The organism is Nocardiopsis nanhaiensis, from assembly GCF_054778635.1.
In genome coordinates this window covers 1-24,829 of sequence record NZ_BAAGZJ010000018.1, presented here as the reverse complement: position 1 = coordinate 24,829, position 24,829 = coordinate 1, and the positions used below count along the sequence as shown (strand labels likewise).

The 24,829-nt window shown below is 70.7% G+C and carries 21 protein-coding genes; 11 read left to right on the top strand and 10 right to left on the bottom strand.

The genetic code is table 11. The features are described from left to right. Positions 1–60 precede the first annotated feature (60 nt). From ACYVD1_RS11120 to ACYVD1_RS11110, 3 genes are read right to left on the bottom strand one after another with little or no spacing between them, the layout of a single operon-like run. Complete coding sequence (locus ACYVD1_RS11120) at positions 61–861, bottom strand: SDR family NAD(P)-dependent oxidoreductase (RefSeq protein WP_460771020.1); 801 nt, start codon at positions 859–861, stop codon at positions 61–63. Next, on the bottom strand, positions 858–1,118 hold the full coding sequence (locus ACYVD1_RS11115) for a ferredoxin (protein ID WP_460771018.1): 261 nt from the start codon (positions 1,116–1,118) through the stop codon (positions 858–860). Before ACYVD1_RS11115 ends, ACYVD1_RS11120 begins: the two co-directional genes overlap by 4 nt. Beyond that, positions 1,118–2,272, bottom strand: coding sequence for a Rieske 2Fe-2S domain-containing protein (locus tag ACYVD1_RS11110; RefSeq protein ID WP_460771016.1), 1,155 nt, complete (start codon positions 2,270–2,272; stop codon positions 1,118–1,120). The genes ACYVD1_RS11115 and ACYVD1_RS11110 overlap by 1 nt, the downstream gene beginning before the upstream one ends. Positions 2,273–2,447: 175 nt before the next feature. Here ACYVD1_RS11110 and hsaA point away from each other — a divergent pair, with 175 nt between their 5' ends. From hsaA to ACYVD1_RS11090, 4 genes are all read left to right on the top strand, one after another. Next, positions 2,448–3,614, top strand: a complete 1,167-nt coding sequence (hsaA, locus tag ACYVD1_RS11105) for a 3-hydroxy-9,10-secoandrosta-1,3,5(10)-triene-9,17-dione monooxygenase oxygenase subunit (RefSeq protein WP_460771013.1) — start codon at positions 2,448–2,450, stop codon at positions 3,612–3,614. 163 nt (positions 3,615–3,777) lie between these two features. Next, on the top strand, positions 3,778–5,091 hold the full coding sequence (locus ACYVD1_RS11100) for an alkyl sulfatase dimerization domain-containing protein (RefSeq protein WP_460771011.1): 1,314 nt from the start codon (positions 3,778–3,780) through the stop codon (positions 5,089–5,091). After that, on the top strand, positions 5,088–7,268 hold the full coding sequence (locus ACYVD1_RS11095; protein ID WP_460771009.1) for an arylsulfatase: 2,181 nt from the start codon (positions 5,088–5,090) through the stop codon (positions 7,266–7,268). The genes ACYVD1_RS11100 and ACYVD1_RS11095 overlap by 4 nt, the downstream gene beginning before the upstream one ends. 115 nt (positions 7,269–7,383) lie before the next feature. Continuing rightward, positions 7,384–8,274 carry a formylglycine-generating enzyme family protein gene (locus ACYVD1_RS11090; protein WP_460771007.1) on the top strand — a complete coding sequence of 297 codons (891 nt, stop codon included), beginning with the start codon at positions 7,384–7,386 and terminating at the stop codon, positions 8,272–8,274. A gap of 122 nt (positions 8,275–8,396) precedes the next feature. Here ACYVD1_RS11090 and ACYVD1_RS11085 read toward each other — a convergent pair whose 3' ends face one another. The 6 genes from ACYVD1_RS11085 to ACYVD1_RS11060 form a co-directional block, all read right to left on the bottom strand. Next, positions 8,397–10,001 carry an ABC transporter substrate-binding protein gene (locus ACYVD1_RS11085; RefSeq protein ID WP_460771004.1) on the bottom strand — a complete coding sequence of 535 codons (1,605 nt, stop codon included), beginning with the start codon at positions 9,999–10,001 and terminating at the stop codon, positions 8,397–8,399. A 76-nt stretch (positions 10,002–10,077) separates the two neighbouring features. Further along, positions 10,078–11,073, bottom strand: a complete 996-nt coding sequence (locus ACYVD1_RS11080; protein WP_460771002.1) for an ABC transporter ATP-binding protein — start codon at positions 11,071–11,073, stop codon at positions 10,078–10,080. Then, entirely contained in the window at positions 11,063–12,154 is a 1,092-nt protein-coding gene (locus ACYVD1_RS11075; protein ID WP_460771000.1) for an ABC transporter ATP-binding protein, read from the bottom strand. Before ACYVD1_RS11075 ends, ACYVD1_RS11080 begins: the two co-directional genes overlap by 11 nt. Beyond that, positions 12,151–13,107 (bottom strand): ABC transporter permease, encoded by a 957-nt coding sequence (locus ACYVD1_RS11070; protein WP_460770998.1) that lies wholly within the window; start codon positions 13,105–13,107, stop codon positions 12,151–12,153. The genes ACYVD1_RS11075 and ACYVD1_RS11070 overlap by 4 nt, the downstream gene beginning before the upstream one ends. After that, the gene (locus tag ACYVD1_RS11065; protein WP_460770996.1) at positions 13,100–14,053 is read right to left on the bottom strand and encodes an ABC transporter permease; all 954 of its coding nucleotides are present in this window, start codon (positions 14,051–14,053) and stop codon (positions 13,100–13,102) included. The genes ACYVD1_RS11070 and ACYVD1_RS11065 overlap by 8 nt, the downstream gene beginning before the upstream one ends. 264 nt (positions 14,054–14,317) lie before the next feature. Beyond that, positions 14,318–15,862, bottom strand: a complete 1,545-nt coding sequence (locus ACYVD1_RS11060) for an FAD-dependent oxidoreductase (RefSeq protein ID WP_460770993.1) — start codon at positions 15,860–15,862, stop codon at positions 14,318–14,320. 190 nt (positions 15,863–16,052) lie between these two features. Between ACYVD1_RS11060 and ACYVD1_RS11055 the strand changes: the two genes are divergently transcribed. The 3 genes from ACYVD1_RS11055 (at position 16,053) to ACYVD1_RS11045 (ending at position 18,336) form a co-directional block, all read left to right on the top strand. After that, complete coding sequence (locus ACYVD1_RS11055; protein WP_460770990.1) at positions 16,053–16,673, top strand: TetR family transcriptional regulator; 621 nt, start codon at positions 16,053–16,055, stop codon at positions 16,671–16,673. A 108-nt stretch (positions 16,674–16,781) separates the two neighbouring features. Continuing rightward, a complete protein-coding gene (locus ACYVD1_RS11050) occupies positions 16,782–17,528 on the top strand; it encodes an SDR family NAD(P)-dependent oxidoreductase (protein ID WP_460770988.1) in 747 nt (248 codons plus the stop codon). A 31-nt stretch (positions 17,529–17,559) separates the two neighbouring features. Beyond that, entirely contained in the window at positions 17,560–18,336 is a 777-nt protein-coding gene (locus tag ACYVD1_RS11045) for an SDR family oxidoreductase (RefSeq protein WP_460770985.1), read from the top strand. A 73-nt stretch (positions 18,337–18,409) separates the two neighbouring features. Here ACYVD1_RS11045 and ACYVD1_RS11040 read toward each other — a convergent pair whose 3' ends face one another. Further along, positions 18,410–19,342: a 3-oxoacyl-ACP reductase gene (locus tag ACYVD1_RS11040; RefSeq protein WP_460770983.1), complete on the bottom strand. Its 933-nt coding sequence runs from the start codon at positions 19,340–19,342 to the stop codon at positions 18,410–18,412. 247 nt (positions 19,343–19,589) lie between these two features. Between ACYVD1_RS11040 and ACYVD1_RS11035 the strand changes: the two genes are divergently transcribed. The 4 genes from ACYVD1_RS11035 to ACYVD1_RS11020 are packed head-to-tail and all read left to right on the top strand — an operon-like array spanning position 19,590 to position 24,535. Beyond that, the gene (locus tag ACYVD1_RS11035) at positions 19,590–20,750 is read left to right on the top strand and encodes a steroid 3-ketoacyl-CoA thiolase (RefSeq protein WP_460770981.1); all 1,161 of its coding nucleotides are present in this window, start codon (positions 19,590–19,592) and stop codon (positions 20,748–20,750) included. A gap of 6 nt (positions 20,751–20,756) precedes the next feature. After that, positions 20,757–22,964 carry an acyl-CoA dehydrogenase gene (locus tag ACYVD1_RS11030; RefSeq protein ID WP_460770979.1) on the top strand — a complete coding sequence of 736 codons (2,208 nt, stop codon included), beginning with the start codon at positions 20,757–20,759 and terminating at the stop codon, positions 22,962–22,964. A gap of 51 nt (positions 22,965–23,015) precedes the next feature. Then, entirely contained in the window at positions 23,016–23,882 is an 867-nt protein-coding gene (locus ACYVD1_RS11025) for a MaoC family dehydratase (RefSeq protein WP_460770975.1), read from the top strand. After that, positions 23,879–24,535, top strand: coding sequence for a PaaI family thioesterase (locus tag ACYVD1_RS11020; RefSeq protein WP_460770972.1), 657 nt, complete (start codon positions 23,879–23,881; stop codon positions 24,533–24,535). Before ACYVD1_RS11025 ends, ACYVD1_RS11020 begins: the two co-directional genes overlap by 4 nt. Positions 24,536–24,829 lie beyond the last annotated feature (294 nt).

The window sequence follows — 24,829 nt, the reverse complement described above, 5'->3', positions numbered from 1 at the left end:
GCCGTTAAGGAGGGCCGCCCAACGGGCGGCCCTCCTTCCGTACGCCTCTGGCTGCCCGGGCTAGGAGCCGGGCTTCCGGTCGAGCAGGCGCTTGGTCGCCTCGTGTGCCTTGGCGATCAGCCGGTCGCGCGGGAAGCCGCTGCGCTTCTCCGCCGTTTCCCGGTTCCCGCCCACGACCAAGACGGGCCCCTCGGTCAGGTGGGCCAGGCCCTCGCGGGCCACGTCCTCGGGCTCGGCCACGTTGAGCCCGGGCAGGTCCATTCGCAGCCCCGCCCGCTCCATGGCGGGCGTCCGCGTGACGCCGAGGACCAGCTCGAGCACGTGCACGTCGAACTCCTTGAGCTCCAGCCACAGGCCCTCGGCGAAGATACGGCCGAAGGCCTTGGCCGCGGAGTAGACGCTCATGTGCGCCTGGCCCATGTAGCCCGCGAGCGAACCCACCAGCAGGATCCCGCCGCGGCGGCGCTCCTTCATCCGGGCGCCGAAGTGCTGGGAGAGGGCGAGCTGGCAGGTGATGTTGAGGTCGATGACGCCCTGGAAGCCCTCCAGGTCACCGGAGACGAACTCGTGCCCGTAGCTGTTGGCCCCCGCGTTGAAGACCAGCAGGCCCACCTCGAGGTCGTCGGTCACCTCCCGGACGGCCTTGAGGGCGTCCGGTGACATGAGGTCCTGCTGCAGCGTGCGGACCTGTACCCCGCGCGTGCGCACCTGTTCGGCCACCTCTTCCAGGGGGCCGGGCTTGCGGGCGATGAGCACCAGGTTCACCCCGGCGTCGGCGAGCTGGTGGGCGAACGAGGCGCCCACGCCCTCGGAACCGCCCGCGATCACGGCCCAGGGGCCGTACACGTCCTTGTCGATCATCCGTCGACCACCTCGACCTCGCCGTTGAGCGCCGCTTCCCGTACCGAGTCGCGCAGTGCCAGGCAGGCCTCGAAGCGTCCGTCACCGGCTGGGGCGGCGGCGCGCCGTTCGTGGCACGCGGACACGGCTTCGGCGTCCCACTGGATGCTGGTCTGATGCCAGCTGGACTTGCGCACCTGGACGGCTGCGGCGCACCGCTGGCAGCGCAGGGGCCGCATCGGGGCGCCGTCCACCAAGCGTTCGTCGGTCCGTGCCATCAGTGGGACCCGTCCTTCCCGGCCTTGCGGGCGAGGTTCGCCGCGACCTCCTTCTGCCAGGCCTCCACCGGCCGGGTGGTGTCGAGCTCGTACTCGAAGCGGTCGACCATCGCGGGGGTCACGTCTGCGGCGTCGACGTAGAACTGCTCGTACCACCGGCGCAGCTGGTAGACGGCCCCGTCCTCCTCGCACAGGAGCGGGTTGTCGATCCGGGCCTTGTTCTTCCAGATCTCGATGTCCTGCTCGAAGCCCTTGGCGATGTACTCGGCCATCTTCGCGGCGGTCCGGTCCGCCGCGGCGCCCGGCAGTTCCTCGTGGCGCTGCACGATCACGCCGTACTGCAGGACGAAGCGGTTCTCGTCGATCGGGTAGTGGCAGTTGATCAGGACCGACTCGATGTCCATGCCCTCGTAGTGGTAGGTCAGGTCGTCGATCATGAAGGAGGGGCCGTGGTAGGAGGCCACGGAGGTGTTGCCGAGCATCGTGCGCTCGCCCTTCTTGGCGGGCGGGCGCACGTCCTCCCTGCCGACGCCGTTCTGGTACTGGGTGGCGACGTGCCCCTCGAAGACGTTCTTGAAGTACGTGGGGAAGGAGTAGTGCACGTAGAAGAAGTGCGCCATGTCGACCACGTTGTCGACGACTTCGCGGCAGTTGGCGTCGACGACCAGTTCGCTCCAGACCCAGTCGGTCCAGTCGTCGCGCTCGGCGCCCTCGATCCGGGGGATCGCGACCTGCTCCGGTGGCGGGTTCCCCTCGGGGTCGTTCCAGATGAACAGCAGCCCGTCCTGGTCCAGGGTGGTCCAGGCGCTGGTCCGGGCGCGCAGCGGGACCCGCCGGGAGTAGGGGATCTGCTTGCACCGCCCGTCGCCGCCCCAGCGCCAGTCGTGGAAGGGGCAGGCGATCTCGTTCCCCTTGACGGTGCCCTGTGACAGGTTGCCGCCCATGTGTCGGCAGAAGGCGTCCAGCACGTTGGTCGTACCGTCACTGCCCTGGAAGACCACGAGTTCGCGGCCGAAGGCCCGGATCTGGTGGGGCTTGCCGTCCTTGAAGCGCTCGGAGAGGCCCAGGCAGTGCCATCCGCGGGCGAACCGCGTCGGAGGCGCCTCCGCCTCGATGGTACGGACTCCGTCCTGGTCGGACCGCGTCGCCGTCATGTCGCTCCCATCCCTTGAGTGCAGCGGGTACCTCGGACTCGCAAAGTAGGCCGGTGCCGTGCCACCGCGCGGACGGGGTCCCGGTGGTCGGGATAACTTCCTCGCGGTCGGCCGGGGAGCCCCACCATCGGTGTGAGCACCCGATTCGACGAGTGGGACCCGGAGGGGCACGAACATGAGCGATTCCGTCCTGGATGCGGTGGAGGCGCTGCTGCCGGGCATCGACGAGCGGGCCCGGGCCACGGACGACAGCCGCGGAGTCTCGAAGGAGACCGTGCGGGAGCTCGCTGACGCCGGTGTCTTCCGGATGCTGCAACCCGCGCGGTTCGGTGGCGCCGAAGGCGACCCGGTGGAGTTCTTCCGGGCGGTCAGGCTCATCTCCGGGGTCTGCGGTTCGACCGGATGGGTGGCCTCGGTGCTGGGCGTGCACCCCTGGCAGCTGGGCCTGTTCTCGGAGGCCACGCAGCGGGAGGTCTGGTATGAGGATTCCGACGTCCTGCTCGCCTCCTCGTACGCGCCGGTGGGGCGGCTGACCCCGGTCGAGGGCGGCTTCGAGCTGAGCGGCCGGTGGGGTTTCTCCTCCGGCTGCGAGCACGCCTCGTGGGTGCTCCTCGGTGGCCTGGTCGTGGGGGACGGCGGCAGGCCCAAGGACTTCGTGACCGTGCTCGTCCCCCGGAAGGACTGCCGGATCGAGGACGTGTGGGACCCGCCCGGCCTGCGCGGTACCGCGAGCAACGACATCACCGTCGACCGCGCGTTCGTGCCGGGACACCGGACCATGCGCAACTACGAGCAGGCCCAACTGCGCGGCCCGGGTCAGGAGGTCAACACCGGGCCGCTGTACCGGATCCCGTTCGCGGCGGTCTTCACGTCCGCCGTCACTGCCCCGGTGGTCGGCGCCGCGGCGGGCTGCCACAGGGCCTTCGTGCGGACGATGCGCGACCGGGTCCGGCTCAGCCTCGGCGGGGGCCGCTTCGCCGAGGACCCCTTCGCTCAGGTCGCGGTGGCCCGCTCGGCCTCGGAGATCGACGCGGCGGTCCTCCAGACGGAGCGCAACCTGAGCGAGGTCTACGACCACGCCGTCGGAGGCAGGCGGATCCCGATGGAGCTGCGGCTCCGGAGCCGCCGGGACCAGGTGCGGGCCACGGAGCGCGCGCTGGAGGCGATCGACCTGCTGTTCAAGAGCGCTGGCGGGAACTCCCTGGTCCGGGGCAACCTCATCGAGCGCGCCTGGCGCGACGCGCACTCCGGCAGCCTGCACGTGGCCAACGACGCCGAGCGGACGCTGGCGCTGTACGGGAAGGGCGCCTTCGGCCTGCCGGTGGAGGACAACCTCGTCTGACCTGCCAGAACCTCATCGCTGCGGCCATGGCGTAGGAAGCCTTCTCCGCGAATTCCGGCTCCACCGGCCGCTCGGTCCTGCTCACTGGGACGCACACCGTCCACCGGTGGGCACGCGATTTAACCTGCGGTGCCGTCCCAGACGACCGGATGCAAGGGGTCTCATGTCCTTCCCATCGAACCAGTTGGAGTCCGCCTCCTCCGCGTTCGGGCTCTTCAGCCCCGAACAGGCCCGGAACATGTTCTCGCGGGCTCACGGCTCGGGCTTCGAGCCCACCGTGATCGAGGCGGCACCCCGGACTCACTACATCCAGCCCGGCATGGTGAACGTCGCCCTCTTCGAGACCGATGAGGGCCTACTCCTCGTCGATTCCGGCTGTGCCGGGGACGGCCCCGCCCTGCTCGAGTCCGTCCGCGCGATAAGCGACAAGCCCCTGCACACCATCGTCTACACCCATGGCCACAGCGACCACGCCTTCGGCGCCTGGGCCTTCCTCGGAGCGGGCGAGACGCCGGAGATCATTGCTCATCAGAACCTCATCGGGCATTTCGAGCGCTACATGCTCACCCATGGGCTCAACGCCCGCATCAACGGCCAGACCGGCGATCACGACGGACCGGCCTGGGCGGGTGAGTCCGCGACCGATTTCGACTGGCCGACCCGGACCTTCGCCGGAGACCGGCTGGACCTGACGATCGGCGGCGAGAGATTCGAGCTGCACCACGCCAAGGGCGAAACCGACGATGCCGTCTGGGTGTGGGCACCTGAACGCGGCGTCATCGCCGCCGGGGACCTGGTGACGGGGTACTTCCCCAACGCCGGCAACCCCAAGAAGGTGCAGCGCTGGGCCAGTGAATGGGCTGACGCCGCCGACGCAATGGCGGCCCTCGCACCGGTGGCCATCATCCCCGGCCACGGTCGACTGGTCACCGGCAGGGAGGCGATCCGCGACGAGCTGACCACGATGGCGGCGGCGCTGCGGCACATCGTCGACCACGCGGTCCGCGGACTCAACGCGGGGGAGCTCCCTGATCACATCGTGGAGAGCCTCGAGCTGCCGGCCGAACTCGCCAGCCATCCCCGCCTACCGACCGTCTACGACCGGCCGGAGTTCGTCTGCCGCAACGTAATCCGCCGCTACGGCGGCTGGTGGGACGGCTATCCGGCACACCTGCTGCCGGCGAGGCAAGAGCAGCAAGCGTCCGAGATCGCCGCGCTCGCCGGCGGGGTGGACGTGCTCGTCAACCGTGCGCGGCAGCTTGCCGGGACCGACCTGCGCTTGGCCTGCCATATCGCCGAGTGGGCCTTCTTGTCCCATCCCGACGACCCGGGCGCCCAGGACTGCTACGCCGAGCTCTTCGAGAAACGAGCCTCGATGGAGGTCTCACTGATGACCCAGGTCAACCTTCGCGTGGCCAAGGGGTGGGCCCGCAACGCCCGTCGCCGGGCCGACGGCGCTCAGAACGGAACGCGATGAGTGGCGGCGAGCCCAACGGTGGCGGCCGACCGAACGCCGTGGTGATCCTGCTCGACGACGTCGGGTTCGGCGCGGCGTCGACCTTCGGCGGTCCGATTGCCACGCCGACGCTGGAGGGCCTCGCGGAAACCGGGCTGCGCTACAACCGCTTCCACACGACGGCCATCTGCTCGCCTACCCGTGCTTCGCTGCTGACCGGGCGCGACGCCCACCTCACCGGAGTTGGCACCGTGCTCAACTCCGCATTCGATCATCCCGCTTACCGCGGCGTACTCCGCGACGACACCGCCAGCGTCGCGCGAATGCTGCAGCTCGCCGGATACGCGACGGCCTGCGTGGGCAAATGGCACCTCACTCCGACGTGGGAGTCCTCTCAGGCCGGTCCGTTCGACCGCTGGCCCACGGGGCAGGGCTTCGACCGGTTCTACGGCTTCCTCGGCGGAGAGACACACCAGTTCCAGCCCACCCTGTACGAGGGCACGACACCGATCGAACGTCCCGAGGGCGACGACTACCACCTCACCGAGGACCTCGTGGACCGCGCCGTGGACTGGATCCGGATGCAGCGTTCGATGACCCCCGACACGCCGTATTTCCTCTACCTCGCTCCGGGCGCGACGCACGCCCCCTTGCACGTGCCCGAGGCGTGGAGCCGCCGTTACGCCGGTGCCTTCGACGTCGGCTGGGACGCGATGCGCGAACAGATCCACGCGCGCCAGCAGGAACTAGGGGTTGCCCCGGGCGGAACCGGTCTGACCCCGCGACCCGAGGAGATCCCCGCCTGGGATGCGCTTAACGCCGACGAACAGCGGGTCGCGGCTCGGCTGATGGAGGTCTACGCGGGGTTCCTCGAACACACCGATGCCCACCTGGGCCGACTCGTCGCAGCCTTGAAGGAGAACGGGGACTTCGACAACACCCTGCTGTGTTATGTCGTGGGCGACAACGGCAGCAGCGCCGAGGGTGGACCGCCGGGCAGCATCAACTACATGGGTGCGCTGCAGGGCATGCAGGAGACGCTCGAAACCCAACTCGAAGGGCTGGACCGGATCGGCGGTCCACTGAGCTACGCGCAGTACCCGGCCGGTTGGGCCTGGGCGATGACGGCTCCCTTCCAGTGGATGAAGCAGATCGCCTCCCACCTCGGCGGCACGCGCAACCCGATGGTGGTGTCCTGGCCGGACCGGATCACCGACCAGGGCGGCCTACGGTCACAGTTCGCGCACACCAACGACCTGGCGCCGACGATCCTGGAGGCGGCCGGCGTTCCCATGCCCGACGCCGTCGACGGCACGCGGCAGCTACCCATGGACGGAACGAGCCTGATCTACTCGTTCGGAGACGCCGGAGCCCGCGAGCGCCACGACACCCAACTCTTCGAGGTCAACGGCCACCGCTCCATCTATCATCGCGGCTGGCTTGCGTCGGCCCACCACGGCGGCGTCCCATGGACCGTCGGTCGGCCCGGGACGGCCAGGGCGTTCGAGGATGACACTTGGGAGCTCTACGACCTGCGCGCGGACTTCAGCCAGTCTCAGGACCTGGCCACCGACCATCCCGAGCGCCTCGACGAGCTTCGCGCACTCTTCGACCGGGAGGCGGACCGAGTCGGGATCCGGCCCCTGGTCGATGCCCGGGTGTCACGGACCAAGCTGCCGAACCTCACCGAGGGGCGCACGAGCTTCACCTTCCACGCCGGTGTCGTCGGCGTTCCGGAGAGCAACGCGCCGCGGATGCTCGGGCGCTCGTGGCACCTGCGTGCGGTACTCGACGTCGATCCGGCGCCCATGCGCGGGGTGATCGCCACGATGGGCGGGCAGGCCGGGGGCTGGTCGCTGTGGTGCGACACCGAAGGCCGCGTGCGGCTGACCTATCGCAGTTTCGAGGCCGACTCGGTGGATCTTGTTGGACCCGCGCTACCGGACGGACGCCGTCAGGTGGAAGTGACCCACCGCTACGACGGCGGCGGCAGGGGCCGCGGTGCCGAGCTGGTGCTCGTGTGCGACGGGGCCGAGGCCGCTCGCGGCCGGGTCAGCGTCACGCCGCCCGCGGTCTTCTCCATCGACGAGACCTTCGACATCGGGCTGACGACCGGGTCCCCTGTGGGCGACTACCCGGTTTCCTGGCCGCTGCGCGGCGGCGGCATCCACCGCGTCGACATCGAGCTGGACGGCTGACGACGGGATGGACGCCGACGAGCAGCGCCCCTGTTGTGCTCCTCCGCGCACGTCGTCGGCACCGCGCCTTCGGCCCGGGCACGCGCGGGGTACAGCACCGGACAGTGATGAGCTGGTGGCGGTGCCCGCTGGCCGGTTCCGGCAAGGTGATGCGTTCGGCGAGGGTTACCCGGCCGACGGAGAGGTACCCGTCCACGAGGTGGAGCTGTCCGCCTTCCGGATGTTGGCCGTGACAGTGACGAACGCTCGGTTCGCCGAGTTCGTGACCGCCACCGGTTACCAGACCGACGCCGAACGGTTCGGCAGTTCTGCGGTGCCTGCGGGTGCTCGGAGCTGCCCGGACTCCGACGTACTCGGCGCCGTCGACGCGGCGCCGTGGTGGCTCGACGTGCGCGGAGCGCATTGGCGCCGCCCGTACGGGCGCTGGTCCGACGCCGAGGCGCTGTCGGAGCATCCCGTCGTCCAGGTCTCGTGGTGGGACGCCACAGCCTACGCACGCTGGGCCGGGGGCAGATTGCCGAGCGAAGCCGAATGGGAGTGCGCCGCCCGCGGCGGGCTGGAGGCCCAGCGCTATCCGTGGGGTGGCGAGCTGCTCGACGGCGGCCAGTGGTGCTGCAACATCTGGCAGGGTGACTTCCCCGTAGAGAACACGGGCGACGACGGCCACCTGCTCACCGCCCCTGTGCGCTCCTACCATCCCAACGGCTACGGTCTGTGGCAGCCGGTAGGAAATGTCTGGGAATGGTGCGCCGACTGGTTCGCGGCGGACTACTACGCCACGCTCGCCGGACGGCCCTCCCGCGCGGTCGACCCGGTCGGTCCCGAACGGGGTGACCGGCGGGTGCTGCGCGGCGGCTCGTACCTGTGCCACCCGTTCTACTGCCACCGCTACCGGGTGGCGGCCAGGTCGTCGAACACCCCGGAGTCCACGTCCGCCAACGTCGGCTTTCGGTGGGTCGCCGATGTCCGCTCCCCGTGGGCGGACAGTCTGCCGACCGGCGTGTGACCCGCTGCAGCCCCGGTCGGGAACAGCGCCGCTGCTGACTCGCGACGACGCGATCACACGTCAACCCGGACGCGGACCGGCTCCGGAGCCGGTCCGCGTCCGAAACGGTCACTCCTCCGGCATCACTCCCCCCACGCTTCACCGAAGAGGATGTTCGACTCGGAGGTGGGCACCACGCCGCCGACATCGTCGTTCCAAGCGGTGAACATCCCACCGCTCGCCAGGGTTATGCCGGGCGCATCCGTGGACCAGAGGTCCTCAAGGCGCTCCACCACTTCCGTGGCATCCGTGGGATCGCTGACCTGGCGAAGCTGACCGAGAAGGTCATCCATCTCTTCGCTGGAGTATTCCGTGACATTGCCATCGGACTCGCTGTGCAACGAATTGCTTGCCCGGCCGAAGACGTCGTCGTCCTGCAGACTCGTCGCCACCATCGCAAGGTCGTAGTCGCCGTCGACGTAGACGGACTGCACCTGATCGGCGACGTTCGGAAGCAAGTCGAGCTCGACCTCGAAACCCACCGCCTCGAGCATCGCCTGAATGGCGACGGCGCCTGCCTGGGACGCCCGGTCGTTGCGTGCGGTGTAGGTGATGGTGCCGTCGAAGCCGTCGGCTTTCGCCTCTTCGAGGAGTTCCCGGGCCTTCTCCTCATCGACTTCTGGTTGCTCGGACGTGACCGACCAGCTCGATTCCGGCGAGAAGAACGTCTTGTGCGGGATGCCGGCGCCTTCGGACGCGCGCTCCATGAAGGCCTCGGGGTCGATCGCCCAGTAGATGGCCTGACGCACCCGGGGATCCTCTCCCGGATGGCCTTCGCGGTTGTTGATCCACAGGTTGTTGCTCAGGCTCGTGGTGTTGACCATGCCGCCGATGCCTTCGCCGCGTGCTTCTTCGACGAGTTCCGGGGCGCGCATGAACGCTACGTCAACACCGCCGGACCTCAGCGTGTCCAGGGCGACATCGTCGCTCCCGAGGAAGGTGAAGCGAATACCGTCCAGGTGCGGTTCTTCGCCCCAGTAGTCGTCGTTCGCCGTCACGGTGAGTTCTTCGTCCGGCGCGTAGTTCTCGAAGAGGAACGGGCCGGCGCCGATCGGCTGGAAGTCTTCCGGGTCCTCGTAGGCCGCGGGGGCGAGAATCAGACCCGGTCCTCCCGCCAGCACGACCGAAAAGCGCGGCCAGGGCTCATTAAGGGTGAACTCCACCGTCGAGGAATCCACGGCCTCGATGTCTTCCAGGCCCGTGCGCATCACGTAGGCGTTGAGGGAGAACGATTCGGTATAGCGCTCGATGCTTCCGGCCACCGCCTCGGCGTCGACCGGCGTTCCGTCACTGAACTGGACGCCGTCGCGAAGCTCGAGGGTCCAAGCCGTGCCGTCGTCGTTGCTTTCCAGCGATTCCGCTAGCCACGGTTCCACCGCATCGGTCTCTGCGTCGTAGCGCATCAACGGATCGAAGATGGCCGCCATCGCGTTTCCCCCGGTCGAACCGTTCACATGCGTCTCCGCCGGGTCGAGCGAACGAATGTCCGTGTACTCAGCGACGGTCAGCGTCCCGCCGTCCTGCGGCTCGCCGCCCTCGTTCACGTCGGCCAGTCCGTTCTCGTAGATCGCGCTCCTGTCCACCTCGGCGTCACCGGAATCGGCGTCCGTCCCGCCGCCGCACGCGGCAAGGAGTACCACTCCGGTTACCGCAACCGCCAGGCGACCGCTTATCGTCCTACACGTCATCGCTCCTCCTCCAAGAGGGATGGGCATTCCCCGAACCGAAATCCGCGTGAAAACCAGGTCTTTTGTTCATGGGCAACTACGCATCCGCCAGTACTCCGGTGTTGTGGCAGGCGACGTAGTGTCCCCGCCCCACCTCCCGAAGGACGGGTTCCTCTTGGGCGCACCGTTCGGTGGCCAACGGGCACCGGGTCCGGAAACGGCAGCCCGAGGGCGGCTCCAAGGGGGAGGGGAGTTCGGTGGTTACCTGCTCGGGCTGTGCCTCCGCGTCCTCCTGGCCCGGTATGGAGGCCAGCAGGAGACGCGTGTAGGGGTGCACGGCCTCCAGGTGCATGTCCGTGGCGGGCAGTACCTCGCAGGTCTTGCCGAGGTACATCACCATCACCCGGTCGCTGATGTTCTTGACCACCGCTACGTCGTGGGCGATGAACATCATGCTGAGGCCGTAGCGTTCCTTGGTCTCCTCGAGCAGGTTCAGGATCTGCGCCTGCACGGAGACGTCGAGGCTGGACACGGGTTCGTCGCAGATCAGCACCGCCGGGTCGAGCATCAGGGCGCGGGCGATACAGACGCGTTGGCACTGGCCGCCGGACAGCTCGTGCGCCCGCCGGTCCCACACGGCGTCCGGGTCGAGCCCGACCGCGCGCAGGGCCTCCTCGACCCGGGCGCGCCGGTCGCCGCTGTTCCCGCCCCAGATGTCGACGCCTTCGGCGACGAGGTCGCCGACCCTGCGGCGCGGGTTCAGCGAGGAGACGGGGTCCTGCATGATCATCTGCATCTTGGCGCGGGCGCGGCGCAGGGCACGGGTCCGGAGCGCGGTGAGGTCGGTTTCCCCGAGCGACACCGATCCCGCGGTGGGCTTCGGCAGCTGCATGATCGCCCGCCCGGCGCTGGACTTGCCGCATCCGGACTCGCCGAGGATCCCGAGCGTCTCGCCCCGGACCAGGTCCAGGTTCATGCCGGAGACCGCGTGGACCCGTTTCCCCTTGCCCGCCGGGAACTCGACGACGAGGTCGTCGACGGCGAGGACCTGTTCCGCACCCGTGCGCATGTGGGCGTTTCCGCTACCGGCCATCGCCAGCCTCCGTGTTCACGAGTGTGGTGCCGGAGCCGTCGGCCCCGGACGGGATGTCCGTGCCGGTCCCGACCCCGTTGACGTCCGTGCCGACGGGGTGGTGGCAGGCGACCTCGTGGGGGCCCGTCCCCTCCCGGTCGGCCGCCACATCGCGCAGCTCCGGGGTCTCGTCCTTGCACACGGTCTCCACGCGGGGGCAGCGTTCCGCGAAGCGACAGCCCGGAGGCGGTTCGAGCGGGTTGGGCGGCTGGCCCTCGATGGTGTGCAGCCGACTGTGCGGGGCGGCCGAAAGGCGCGGGATCGAGGCGAGGAGCGCCGCCGAGTAGGGGTGCCGGGTGCTGTGGAAGACCTGGCCGGTCCCGGCGGACTCGACCAGACGGCCGCCGTACATCACGGCCACGTGGTCGGTCCGGCCGCCCACGGCGCCGAGGTCGTGGCTGATGAGGATCACCGCCATGCCGAGGCGTTCGGAGAGGTAGGCCAGCAGGTCCAGGATCTGCCGCTGGACCGTGACGTCCAGCGCCGTGGTCGGTTCGTCGGCGATCAGCAGGTCCGGGTCGCAGGCCAGGGTCATCGCGATGACGACGCGCTGGCGCATACCGCCGGACAGCTCGTGCGGGTACTGTCCCGCCCGCCGTTCCGGCTCCGGGATGCCCACCTGCCGCAGCAGCTCGACCGTGCGCTGCCGTACGGCCTCCCGGCCCATCCCCGTGTGGAGCCGCAGCGCCTCGCTGATGTGCCTGCCCACGAGCTTGACCGGGTTGAGGGAGGTCATGGGGTCCTGGAAGACCATCGCCACCTTCGGCCCCCAGAGGCGCCGGCGCTGGGCGGGCGCAAGCGCGTGCACGTCCTGCCCGGCCAGGGTGACGCAGCCGGTGACGGAGACGTCGGCCCCGTTGGAGACCAGCCCCATGATCGTGCGGCCGAGGACGGACTTGCCCGAGCCCGACTCCCCGACGATCCCCAAGGTCTGGCCCGCCCGAAGGGAGAGGGAGACCCCGTCGACGGCGTGGACGTCACCCCGCGGTGTGTGGAAGGTGGTGCGGAGGGAGTCGACTTCGAGTAGTGGATGTTGGCTCATAGCTTGCCGCTCCGTGTGTCCCAACGTTTGCGGGCCTTCTCGCCGAGGATGTTGAAGGAGAAGACGGTGAGGAAGAGGAAGGCGCCGGGGACCAGGACCACGTGCGGGTGGTCCTCCAGCATGCGGCCCTCGCCTTCGGCGATCATGTTGCCCCAGGTCGGTTCGGGGGGCTGGATGCCCAGACCGAGGAAGCTCAGTGAGGCCTCGGCCACGATGAGCACCGAGATCAGCACCATCGCCATGGACACGACCGGCAGCAGCACGTTGGGCAGCAGTTCACGGGTCATGACGCGCCAGCCGGAGGCGCCCATCGCCTTGGCCGCGAGGACGAACTCGCGTTGGGCGAACGCCATCGTGTTGGCCCGCGCCAGCCGGATCATGGTGGGCACGGTCATGAGTGCCAGCGCGAGGGTCACGTTCCGCGGGCTCGGGGTCAGCACGGTGGCGAGGGCGATCAGCAGGATCAGCGGCGGGACCGCGAGCAGCGCGTTCGTGGCGATACCGACGACGCTGTCCACAGTGCGCCCGAAGTAGCCCGCCAGGATGCCGATGGCCCCGCCGACGACGGCCCCGATGGTGACGGCGGACAGCGCGATGGTCAGCGATGCCCGGGCGCCGTAGAGTGCGCGGGAGAACAGGTCGAGTCCGTAGGCGTTGGTGCCCAGGACGTGGCCCGATCCCCAGTCCGGTCCCGACAGGACGGGTGAGCTCAGGGCCCGGGCGAGGTCGACGTGCTCGGGGAGGGACAGCAGGGGCGCCAAGGCGGCCAGCCCGACGAGGAGGACCAGCCAGACGCCGCTGAACCAGGCGACGACGTCGGCCCCGCGGCGCCCGCGCCTACGATCGGGGGCGCTGGTCCGGCCGCTGGACGGCTCAGGGGTCTGTTCGGTGGTCCTCGTGGAGGTCCGGGCGGGCGGGGTGGCGCTTCTGGTTTCGCGGTGGGTGTCAGACATGGGACCGCCGGATCCTGGGGTCGAGGTACCGGTAGGACAGGTCGATGCAGGCGTTGGTAAGGACGTAGAAGACCGCGATCGCCAGTACGGCGCCCTGCACGGTCGGGTAGTCCCCTTGGTTCGCGGCGCCCACGACCAGGGAGCCCAGGCCGGGCAGGGAGAACAGGTACTCCACGATCACGGTGCTCCCGATGAGCCTGCCGACGCTGAGGCCGAGCAGGGTCACCAGGGAGAAGGACGAGGGGCGCAGGGCGTCGGAGAGCAGGATGCGCAGCGGCGGCATCCCCTTGGCCCGTGCGGCCAGGATGTAGTCCTCGCGCAGGGTGACGATGAGGTCGTTGCGCAGGACACGGGTGAACTGGGCGAGCTCCATCAGCGCGATGGTGATCGCGGGCAGGATCGCGTGGTGGAGGTTGGCGCCGAGGCCCTCGCCCAACCGGGCCCACTCCGCGCGAGGGAACCAGCCGAGCCAGTTGGCGAAGACGATGATCAGGATCAGTCCGGCCAGGAAGTTGGGCACGGACAGGATGCCGAACGTGCCCGCGCTGATCGCCCGGTCGACCCGGCCGCCTTCCCGGTAGGCCGACCACATGGCCAGCGGGATCGCCGCCGCGAGCGCGATGACCAGCGCCATCGCGGCCAGTTGGAGGCTGACCGGCAGGGCCAGGAGCAGGCGTTCGGCGACGTCGTTGTGCGGTGGTACCAGTGAGCTGCCGAGATCGCCCGTCAAGGCGCTGACCAGCCAGTCCAGGTACTGCTCGAATAGCGGCCGGTCCAGCCCCAGCTCTTGGCGCATCTCCTCGTAGGCCTCCGGCGGGTGGCCCTCGCCGAGGGCCATCACCGCGGGGTCGCCGGGGATCAGGGACATCAGCATGAACACACCGAGGCTCACGAGGAGCAGTACCCCGGTCAGCTCGGCCAGTTTGACGGCGGTTCCGCGGATCACTGGTCGACCCGGGCTCCACCGAAGGGCAGGAGCCTCTCGGAGCTCCTGGCCTCGGTGAGCGCGGCGCCTCCCGCGCGGCAGCGGGCTGTGGTGGTTCGTCTCATCTCGACCTCCGAGGGGATCGTCGGACACACGGGTGGCGCGGGCCCCGAGTCGTGTGGCCTGGGCGGGACCTTGGGAGCAAAGTAGAGTGCCCTGCGCACGGCCGTGTGACCTGTCCCACTCATTGAGAGGGGCGTAGGGTCAAGGGAGGCGGTCAGAGGGTCACCGGGCATCCGATCGGGCCATGTGGCGCGCGGCCCGGTAGGAGAAGGCCATCGCCGAACCGAGCGGTACCCCCGGGCCCGGGTAGTGGCCCCCGGTGAAGGAGGCGCTCGTGTTGCCTGCGGCGTACAGGCCCGGAACCACACCGCCGTCCCGGTCGAGTACACGCCCCTCCGTGTCAGTGCGCAGGCCGCCCTTGGTGCCCAGGTCGCTGAGCACCATGCGAGCGGCGTAGTAGGGCGGCCGGTCCACGGGGACCAGGCACGGGTTCGCGGCCTCCCGGGAGCGGTCGGCGAAGAACCGGTCGTAGGGGTCCTCGCCCCGGTGGAAGTCCTCGTCGACGCCGTCGGCCGCGAAGCCGTTGAAGCGGGCGACCGTCGCGGACAGGGCCTCGGGCGGCAGACCCAGCTCCTCCGAGAGTCCGGCGAGGGTGTCGGAGCGGACCCAGGTGCCCGAGTCGAGGTGCTCCCGCGCCGAACCCGCCGGCAGGGCGATGGCCGGCAGCCCGTCGGTGAAGCGCGAGTCGAAGACCAGGTAGGCGGGGACACGGCCGGGTTCGGCGGCCATCGCCCGCCCCATCCGGTCGTAGGGCTGGGACTCGTTGGCGAAGCGGTTCCCGGAGGCGTCCACGATGAGGCCGCCCCGGAACCCCAGGGTGAAGGCGGCGGAGCCGTCGGCCAGGCGCAGCCCGGGGCACCACCAGGCCTGGTCCATCAGGTCGGTGCCTGCACCGACCGCCAGTGCCGCCTTGATCGCGTCGCCGGTGTTGGCGCCCACGGGCGCCATCGTCCACTCGGCGGCCCCGGGGACGCCGTGCTCCGCGCGCATCGCCGCGTCCCCCTCGAACCCTCCGGCCGCCAGGAGGACCCCGTGCTCGGCGCGTACCCGGACCGGTCCGAGGGAGGTCTGGCCTACGACCCCCGCCACGCGGCCGTCCTCGACCACCAGTTCGGTGACGCGGACCCCGGTCCGTACCTCGCCGCTTCCGGTGCTGGTGAGGGCCAGCAGCAGGCGGCCAATCAGTGCGCGGCCCGCGGTGAGCGGGGCGTCGGGGTGGTCCCGGCCCGCGCGGTCGAGGTCCACTTCCGGGCGGACCAGGCCGACCAGGTCGCCGAGCTCCTCGGGCGGCAGTTCGCGCGGGTTGAGGGAGCGTCCGGCGGCGGACCGCCCCGGGAGGTCGAAGTACTCGGGGAAGGGGCGCCACTCGAATCCGAGAGCGAAGTGCTCCAGGAACTCGACGACCTCGGGCGCGGTCTCCAGGAGCGCCTCCCGCCGGTCCCGGCCGCGGTCGCCGAGCAGCGCCTCCAGGTAGGTGCGCGCTGCCGCGGAGGTGTCGCCGATCCCGGCTTTCTCCTGGACCCGGGTCCCGGGGAGCCAGATCGAGGCACCGGAGTAGGCGGAGGTCCCGCCGATCGCCTCGGTCCGTTCCAGGACGACAGTCCGCTGGCCCTGGGCGGCCGCGGTCACCGCTCCGGTCATGGCTCCGGCACCGGAGCCGACCACCACCACGTCGCGGATCAGGTCCCACTTGCCGTTGTCGCCCATGCGTGCCTCTCCCGTTCGGTCCGCCGCCCCCGGCCGGGCCACGGCGCGTCCACCGACGGGAGCACGGTGGGGCCGGGGAACGGTGGCCGGATCCCGCTCACCGGTACCCGCACCTGTCCTGGGGGCGGCTTCGGGTATGGGTAGTCTCTGAACGAGGAGTCCGGCTGAGCCGAGAGATCATGGGGGTACGGTGCCGCGAATCGCTGAGTCCAGGCCCCCGGCCGAGCCCAGCTCGCCCGACCAGCGGGCACGGCACGTGCGCATCCTGCGTGCGGCGGCCCACTTCGGGGCCGAGAAGGGGCTGGAACGGGTCCAGATGCACGAGGTGGCCAAAGAGGCGGGTGTGGCCATCGGGACGCTGTACCGGTACTTCCCGTCGAAGACCCACCTGTTCACCGCCGTCATGGCCGAACAGATCGAGCATTTGGACGGGAGCGCTCCGAGCACCGCGCCGGGTACGGACCCGGAGGACGCGGTCGCCGACCTGCTCGTGTTCGCCAGCCGGCAGCTCCTGTGCAAGCCCACCCTGGCGTCGGCCATGCTGCAGTCGGCCAACGCCGCCAACGCCGCCATGGTCACCGACGCGGGTCGGATCGACACCAGGTTCCACTCGCTCCTGCTGCGCACCCTGGGCCTCGACGAACCCACGGCCCACGACGTCACCCTGGTCCGGCTGCTGGTGCAGTGCTGGTACGGCGTCCTGCAGTCCAGCCTCAACGGGCGGGTCTCCATGCCCGACGCCGAGAACGACATCCGGGTCGCCTGCCGCCTGCTGCTCGTGCCCAGGTCGAACGCGGACCGCTCCGACTGATCCGGCGTCCCGCTCTGCGGGACCTTCGGCTCCCCCCGCCCACACGCGCTCTAACGTCGTGAGCCCGCACCGGAGCGCCGACGAGCCCGGTGCCAGGCAAGGGGGAGCATGAACCGCTTCGAAGGAAAGAGGGCCCTGGTCACCGGGGCGGCCTCCGGTATCGGCCGGGCCACCGCGCTCCGGCTCGTCGCCGAAGGGGCGGCGGTCCTCGCCGTCGACCGCTCGGCCGACGGCCTCCGGGAGACCTGCGCGCTGGCGACGGGACCGGGACGGGCCGTGCCGCGGGTGGCCGACGTCACCGATGAGCCGACGGTCGTGGCAGCGGTGGAGACGGCGGTCGACCGACTCGGCGGGCTCGACGTGCTCGCCAACGTGGCCGGTACCCACCGGACGACGCCCATCGGTGAACTGACCGTCGAGGACCTGAACACGCTGTTCTCCGTCAACCTGGTCGGCACCGCCCTGTTCTGCCGGGAGGCCCTGCCGCATCTGCCCGACGGCAGCGGCGTCATCGTGAACGTCGCCTCGGCCTCGGCCACCCAGGGCAACCCGTACATGACGGCGTACTCGGCCTCCAAGGGCGCGGTGCTCTCCTTCACCCGGAGCCTGGCGGCGGAGGTAGTGGGGCGGGGGATCCGCGTGGTCCCCGTCTCCCCGGGCTCCGTCGCCACCCCGCTGACCGCGGGCAACGTCCTTCCGGACCACCTGGACGTCCGCTACTTCGGGCGGATCCGCTCGATGCTCGGCAGCGGCACCCCGGAGCAGGTCGCCGGCGTCATCGCGTTCGCCGCCTCAGCGGACGGCGGCTATGTCACCGGATCCGACGTGCTCGTCGACGGCGGCGCCCAGACCTGAACCGATTGCAGAACGAAAGAGGTGAGCGGACATGGTGCGACGCGTCGTCGTGACCGGCTCTGCATCGGGGATCGGCCGATCCCTCGAGGGGCTCCTGGCGGACCAAGGGGACGAGGTCATCGGTGTCGACCTGGACGGTGCCGCGGTCCGAGCCGACCTCGCGACCGAACAGGGGCGCGCCGCGGCGGTGGAGTCGGTGCTGGACGTGTCGGGCGGCGCCGTCGACGCGGTCGTCGCCTGCGCCGGGCTGTCGGTCCGGGACGCGCGGGCGGTGCGGGTGAACTTCTTCGGCGCCACGGCGCTGCTGGACGGCCTGCGTCCCGCGCTGGCCGCCGCCGAGGCCCCGCGCGCTGCCGTGGTCGGTTCCGTCTCCGGGAATCGGCCTGCCGACGGCGCCGTGGTGGACGCCTGCCTGGCGGGCGACGAACCGGGGGCCGTGGCACGCGCCGAGCAGGTGGCCGCGGAGGGCAACGGGAACCTGCTCTACCCGGCGTCGAAGGCGGCGCTGGCGAGGTGGGTCCGGGGCCGGTCGGTCACCGGGGAGTGGGCCGGAAACGGGATCGCGCTGAACGCGGTGGCGCCCGGGGTCGTGCGCACGCCCATGTCGGCGGGGCTCTTCGAGGACGAACGCATGCGCAAGGCCATGGACGAGGCCGTTCCGATGCCGTTGAACGGGTACGCCGACCCCGTCGCGGTGGCCTATGCCCTGCGGTGGCTCGTCAGCCCGGAGAACTCGCACATGGCGGGCCAGGTGCTCTACGTCGACGGCGGCGCGGAGGCCGCCCTTCGGGGGCAGGACGTCTACTGAGTCGGAGCCTTCGGTCACCGGCGCCGCCGGAACAGTGGGCGGCGCCGGCCCTAAGGGCGTCGGTTGTGCCGGGTCAGCTGGGGGCGGCCGCGTTGCCCACGCCGGTGGTGTCGAGTTCGGCGACGCTGTAGGCCGCGTACCCCCGCATCGGGTCGCGTCCGTTGAAGTAGGAGGTGACCTTGGCGTCCAGCTCCTTCACGGAGAACGTTCCGGTGTCGGCCGTGAACTGGTGCTCCACCTCGGGTGCGGACATCAGCGCGACCATGTCCCCGTACACGACGAACACCTGCCCGGAGATCCCCTCAGCGCTGGGGGAGGCCAGGTAGCTGACGAACGTGCCCACCCGCTCGGGGGCGAGGATGTCCAGGGTGTCGCCGCCGTCCGGCGCGCTGAACACGTCGGCGGTCATGCCGGTCCGTGCGCGGGGGCAGATCGCATTGGCGCGGACCCCGTACTTGGCCAGGCCCTGGGCGGCCGACAGCGTCAGCGCCGTGATGCCCGCCTTGGCCGCGCCGTAGTTGGGTTGGCCGGGGCCGCCGAAGAGGAACGCCTCGGAGGACGTGTTGATCAGGCGCCCGTAGACCGGGCCGCCGGACCGCTTGCTCGCGTCGCGCCAGTAGGCGGCCGCGGCGCGGGACACCGCCGCGTGCCCCTTGAGGTGGACGCGCACGACGTCGTCCCAGTCCTCCTCCGACAGGTTGAACAGCATCCGGTCCCGCGTGATGCCAGCGTTGTTCACCACGATGTCGAGGCCGCCGAACTCATCGACGGCGGTGCGGACCAGCCGCTCACCCATCGACCAGTCGCCCACGTCGCCGGTCACCGCGACCGCGGAGCGCCCGAGGGCCTTGATCTCCTCGACCACGTCCTCGGCGGCCGACCCCATGTCGTTGACCACCACGTCGGCGCCCTGCTGGGCGAGGGCGAGGGCCTCGCTGCGGCCCAGGCCGGAACCGGCCCCGGTGACCACGGCGCTCCGGCCCTTCAGGTTGTTGTCGGAACCCATGACTCTCCTGATCCTGTGCTGTTGCAGCCGTCCGGAGAAAAATAGTATAAATTCTAGTTTTCTAGCCGCCCGGTCTCGGTGAGTGGTCACGGTTCTTCCGTGAACCCTTGGTTCTTTCGTCCGGCTTCCGCCGTTCCGGATGGTGCTGGGCATTGTGCTTGACAAGAATCAATTCTAGTATCTCGGCAGGATCGGACGAGGGAGCCGCCCAGGGCGGGGACCCCGTACGGAGAGGACGGGAGAGAACATGACCGAGGCCGTGATCGTCGACGCAGTGCGAACACCGGTCGGGCGCCGCCGCGGGGCGCTCTCCGGACTGCACCCCGCCGAACTCCTGGGCAGGGCCCAGACGGGCCTGCTCGGCCGGGCGGGACTCGAACCGGGCGAGGTCGCCCAGGTGGTCGGCGGCTGCGTCACCCAGGCGGGCGAGCAGTCCAACAACGTCACCAGGCAGGCCTGGCTGCACAGCGGCCTGCCCTACCGGACGGCGTGCACCACCATCGACTGCGCCTGCGGCTCCTCTCAGCAGGCGGTGCACATGGTCGCCGGGCTGATCGCCTCAGGCGCCATCGACACCGGTGTCGGCTGCGGGATCGAGGCGATGAGCCGCGTCTTCCTCGGCCAGGCGATCACCCCGGAGACCGGCAGCCCCCAACCGGACGACTGGTCCCTCGACATGCCCGACCAGTTCTCCGCCGCCGAACGCATCGCCCTCAAGCGCGGCATCAAGCGGGAGGACGCCGACGCGCTCGGCCTCACCTCGCAGCGCCGGGCCGCCCGGGCCTGGGCCGAGGGCCGGTTCGACACCCAGGTCCTCCCCGTCCGGGCACCCGAACAGGGACCCGACGGGCCGACGGGCCAGTACACGACCGTCACCCGGGACGAGGGACTCCGGGAGACCAGCGAAGCCGCCCTGGCCGGGCTCAAACCGGTACTCCCGGACGGGATCCACACCGCCGGGAATTCCTCGCAGATCAGCGACGGCGCCGCCGCGGTCCTGCTGATGAGCGCGGAACGCGCCCGACAGCTCGGGCTCCGGCCACGCGCGCGCATCCTCGCCTCCGGCATGGTCGGGTCGGACCCCTACTACCACCTGGACGGTCCCGTCGAGGCCACACAGCACGTACTCGACCGGGCCCGGATGTCCCTGACCGACATCGACCTCGTGGAGATCAACGAGGCCTTCGCCTCGGTGGTGCTGTCGTGGGCGCAGGCGCACGATGCCGACATGGACCGCGTGAACGTCAACGGCGGGGCCATCGCCCTGGGGCACGCGGTCGGCTCCACCGGCGCCCGCCTGGTCACCCAGGCACTCCACGAACTGGAGCGCTCCGACTCCTCGACCGCGCTGATCACCATGTGCGCCGGGGGCGCGCACTCGACGGGCACCATTATCGAACGGGTGTGAGCAACGATGACCATCGGTCTGACCGAGGAACACCGACTACTCCGCGACTCCGTGCGCGCCTTCGCCGAACGACGCTCCGGGGCGGAGACGGTCCGCGCCGCGGTGGACGCCCCGAGGGAGGACCGCCCTCCCTTCTGGCCTGAGCTCGCCGAACAGGGCCTGCTCGCCCTGCACCTTCCCGAGGAGGACGGCGGGGCGGGCTACGGCCTCGTCGAACTCGCGGTGGTCGCGGAGGAACTGGGCCGGAACCTGGTACCCGGCCCCTTCCTGCCGACCGTGCTCACCAGCACCGTTCTGCACCGGGCCGGGCACCGGGTCCACCTGCCCGGGCTGGCCGACGGGTCGCTGACCGCCGCGGTGGCGCTGCGGCCCGCCGGACTCGAGCTCTCAGGGGCAGGAGAAGGGGGCGGCGGGTTCACCCTCTCCGGTACCTCCGAGCCGATCATGGGCGGCCAGGTCGCCGACCTGTTCGTCCTCCCCGCGAAGGGCGCTGACGGGGTTAGGTGGGTCGTCCTGCCGAGAGAGGCACTGGACGTGGTGGACCTGCCCGGCCACGACCTCACGCGCCGAGTGGCGCGGGTCCGGGCCGACGGCGCCGCCGTGGCCCCCGGCGACGTGCTGACCGGACTGGGGGACCACGGCGTTCTCGACCTGGCCGCCACCCTGTTCGCCGCGGAGGCGTCGGGGATCGCGGACTGGGCCACGACCACCGCGGCCGAGTACGCGGCCACCCGCGAGCAGTTCGGCCGCCCGGTCGGCCAGTTCCAGGGGGTCAAGCACCGGTGCGCCAGGATGCTGGCCCGAGCCGAACAGGCGCGGGTGTGCGCCTGGGACGCCGCGGCCGCCGCTGACGGCACGGCAGGGGAGGGGGACCCGGAGGCCTCCCTCGCCGCCGCGGTCGCCGGTGCGACCAGCGTGGCGGCGGGCTTCGACACCGCCAAGGACTGCATTCAGACCCTCGGCGGGATCGGGTTCACCTGGGAGCATGACGCGGGCCTGTACCTGCGCCGGGCACAGACGTCACGCATACTGCTCGGCTCCACCGCACGGTGGCGGAGCCGCGTCGCCCGCCTCACCCTGGACGGGACGCGCAGGAAGATCAGCGTTGACCTCCCGCCCGAAGCCGAACGGCTCCGCGCCGGGATCAGGGACGAGCTCGCCCCGGCCAAGGACATGGCCGAGCCCGAACGGTTCGCCTACCTCGCCGAACGCGGGTACACCGCCCCGCACCTGCCCGCCCCCTGGGGCAGGGGCGCCGACGCGGTGGCGCAGCTGGTGATCGCCGAGGAGATGCGGGCCGCCGACGTGCGCGCCGCGGACCTCGTGATCGGCGCCTGGGTGGTGCCCACCCTCATCTCCCATGGCAGCGCCGAACAGCACGAGCGGTTCCTGCCGCCGACCCTGCGCGGCGACCTTGTGTGGTGCCAGCTCTTCAGCGAACCCGGCGCCGGGTCGGACCTCGCCGCGCTCAGCACCAAGGCGGAGCGGGTGGACGGCGGGTGGCGGATCAGCGGCCAGAAGGTCTGGACGTCCATGGCCCGCGAGGCGCAGTGGGGCATCCTGCTCGCCCGCACGGACCCTGAGGCCCCCAAGCACCGCGGCCTGTCCTATTTCCTGCTGGACATGGCCAGCCCCGGGATCGACATCCGGCCGCTGCGCGAGATCACCGGTGACGCCCTGTTCAACGAGGTGTTCCTCGACGACGTGTTCGTGCCGGACGGGATGCTCGTCGGAGAGCCCGGCGAGGGATGGCGGCTCGCCCGCACGACCCTGGCCAACGAGCGGGTCTCGCTCTCCAACGACTCCTCCCTCGGTTCGGGCGGCGAGGCCCTGCTCGACCTGGCGGCGGCCGCCCCGGAGGAGCTGGACGGGGCCCGGCTGGCCGAACTCGGCGGCATCCTGTGCGACGCCCAGTCCGGCGCCCTGTTCGGGCTCCGGAGCGCCCTCCGGTCGCTGTCGGGCGCCCAGCCCGGAGCGGAGTCCAGCATCGGCAAGCTCATCGGCGTCGAGCATATACAGCAGGTCTGGGAGACCGCCGTGGACTGGGGCGGGGCCGAGGCCGTGTCCGGCGCGGGGGAAGCGGCCGGGACCGCCTGGAAGTTCCTCAATACGCGCTGCATGTCGATCGCGGGGGGCACCACCGACGTGCAGCTGAACATCATCGGTGAGCGCCTGCTGGGACTGCCGCGCGACCCCGCACCCGCCCAGCGCTGACGAGACCCCTTGCCCGAACCCCCCTGTCCCGAGTCCGAGGAGGACCCGCCCGTGCCGATCGATCCGGAAGCGGCGCTCAAGGCCGACCCCGTCATCAGCGAGGTCAGCTGGACCCAGCGCGACGTACTGCTCTACCACCTCAGCTTGGGGGCCGGGTCCGGGCCGGACCCCGAACTGGCCTACACCTACGAACGCGACCTGCGCGTGTTGCCGACCTTCGCCATGGTGGCGGGGCAGGGGATCTCGTCCACCACCCGGAGCGGCTCGACCATGAGCATGCCCGGGATCGACGTCGACGTGCGCCGACTCCTGCACGCCGGCCAGGGCCTCACGGTGCACCGTCCGCTGCCCGTGTCGGGCAGTGCCGCGCTCAGCTCCCGCGTCACGGAGGTGTGGGACAAGGGCAAGGCCGCGCTGATCGTGTACGAACAGTCCGCGACCGGCGAGGACGGAGACCCGCTGTGGACCTCGACCATGCGGATCTGGGCGCGGGGCAAGGGCGGGTTCGGCGGCGGACCCGGCCCCGAGGAGCCCTGGTCGGCGCCCGACCGCGCACCGGACCTGTCCTTCGACGCGCCGACCGGCCCCGGACAGGCGCTGCTGTACCGGCTCAACGGTGACCTCAACCCGCTGCACGCCGACCCCGAGGTGGCGCGCGCGGTGGGGTTCGACGCCCCGATCCTGCACGGTCTGGCCTCCTACGGCATCGTCGCCAAGACCGTCGTCGACCATGTGCTCGACGGTGACGCGCACCGCCTGACCGGGCTGTCGGCGCGGTTCTCGGGCACGCTCGTGCCCGGGCAGACCATCCGGACCGAGCTCTGGCGTACCGGCGACGAGCTGCTCCTTCGGGCCACCTGCCCCGAGAGCGACGGCGCGCCCGTGCTCACCCACACCCGTGCGACGGTCGCGCCGTGACCGCGCGGACGGCGGGAACGGCGGGGGCTGCGGGAACGGGCGAGGCGCCCGCCCTGACCGCCGTCGACAGCGGTCAGGGCGTGGACGCCGCGGTGGCTGCCGCCCGCCGCGTGGTGGAGTCGCTCCTACGGGCGGGGGAGGTGTCCGACACCGACCTGGCCGGTATCGCGGACCGTCTGAACGCCGTCGCGGACGAGGTGGATCTGGCCGCCCCCGAGCTTCGGGCGCGCATGGTGAACATGTGGCGGGGCGAGGGTGTGACCCGCCACGACCCGGTCACCGGCCCGGAGAACGCGGTCGCGCCGCCCCTGGCACTGGAAGGCGGTGCCGACGGATCCGTGTCAGGGGTGGTGGAGCTGGGATTGGCCTACCAAGGGCCGCCCGGCTACGTCCACGGGGGAGTGTCGGCGCTGTTGCTGGACCACACGCTCGGTGTAGCCAACCACTGGGCGGGGCTGTCGGGGATGACCGCGGAACTGACCCTGCGCTACTTGCGCCCCACCCCGCTCTTCGAGCCGTTGACGGTTTCGGCGCACCAGGTCTCCGTCGACGGCCGCAGGATCGGCACCCGGGGAAGTATCAGCGCTGGCGGAAAGGTGTGCGTCACCGCTGAGGGAATGTTCGTGGCGACCCACCCGGATCGGCCCCGCTGACTCCGGCAGTCCTTTCCCGCCGTGATCTTGCCCTGGTTTCCATCCTCGAGTCCTTGGGGTCAGGTGGTTGCTACAGGAAAGTATGACACCACCCTCTGAAATTCCTCGAACAATGGTTTCGGGGGTGGTGATGTCTCTTTTGGCTGGGCTTGCTCTGTCGGCTGACGGTTCCCTCCTTTCCCGCCGCGTGATTGTGGCCGTCTCCGCTGCGCGCGTCAAGGTCGTCGCCATCGAGCGCTTCGCGCGTCAACGGCGCTCCACCTTGACCCGCTCCGCTACGACGGCGGGTTGGCG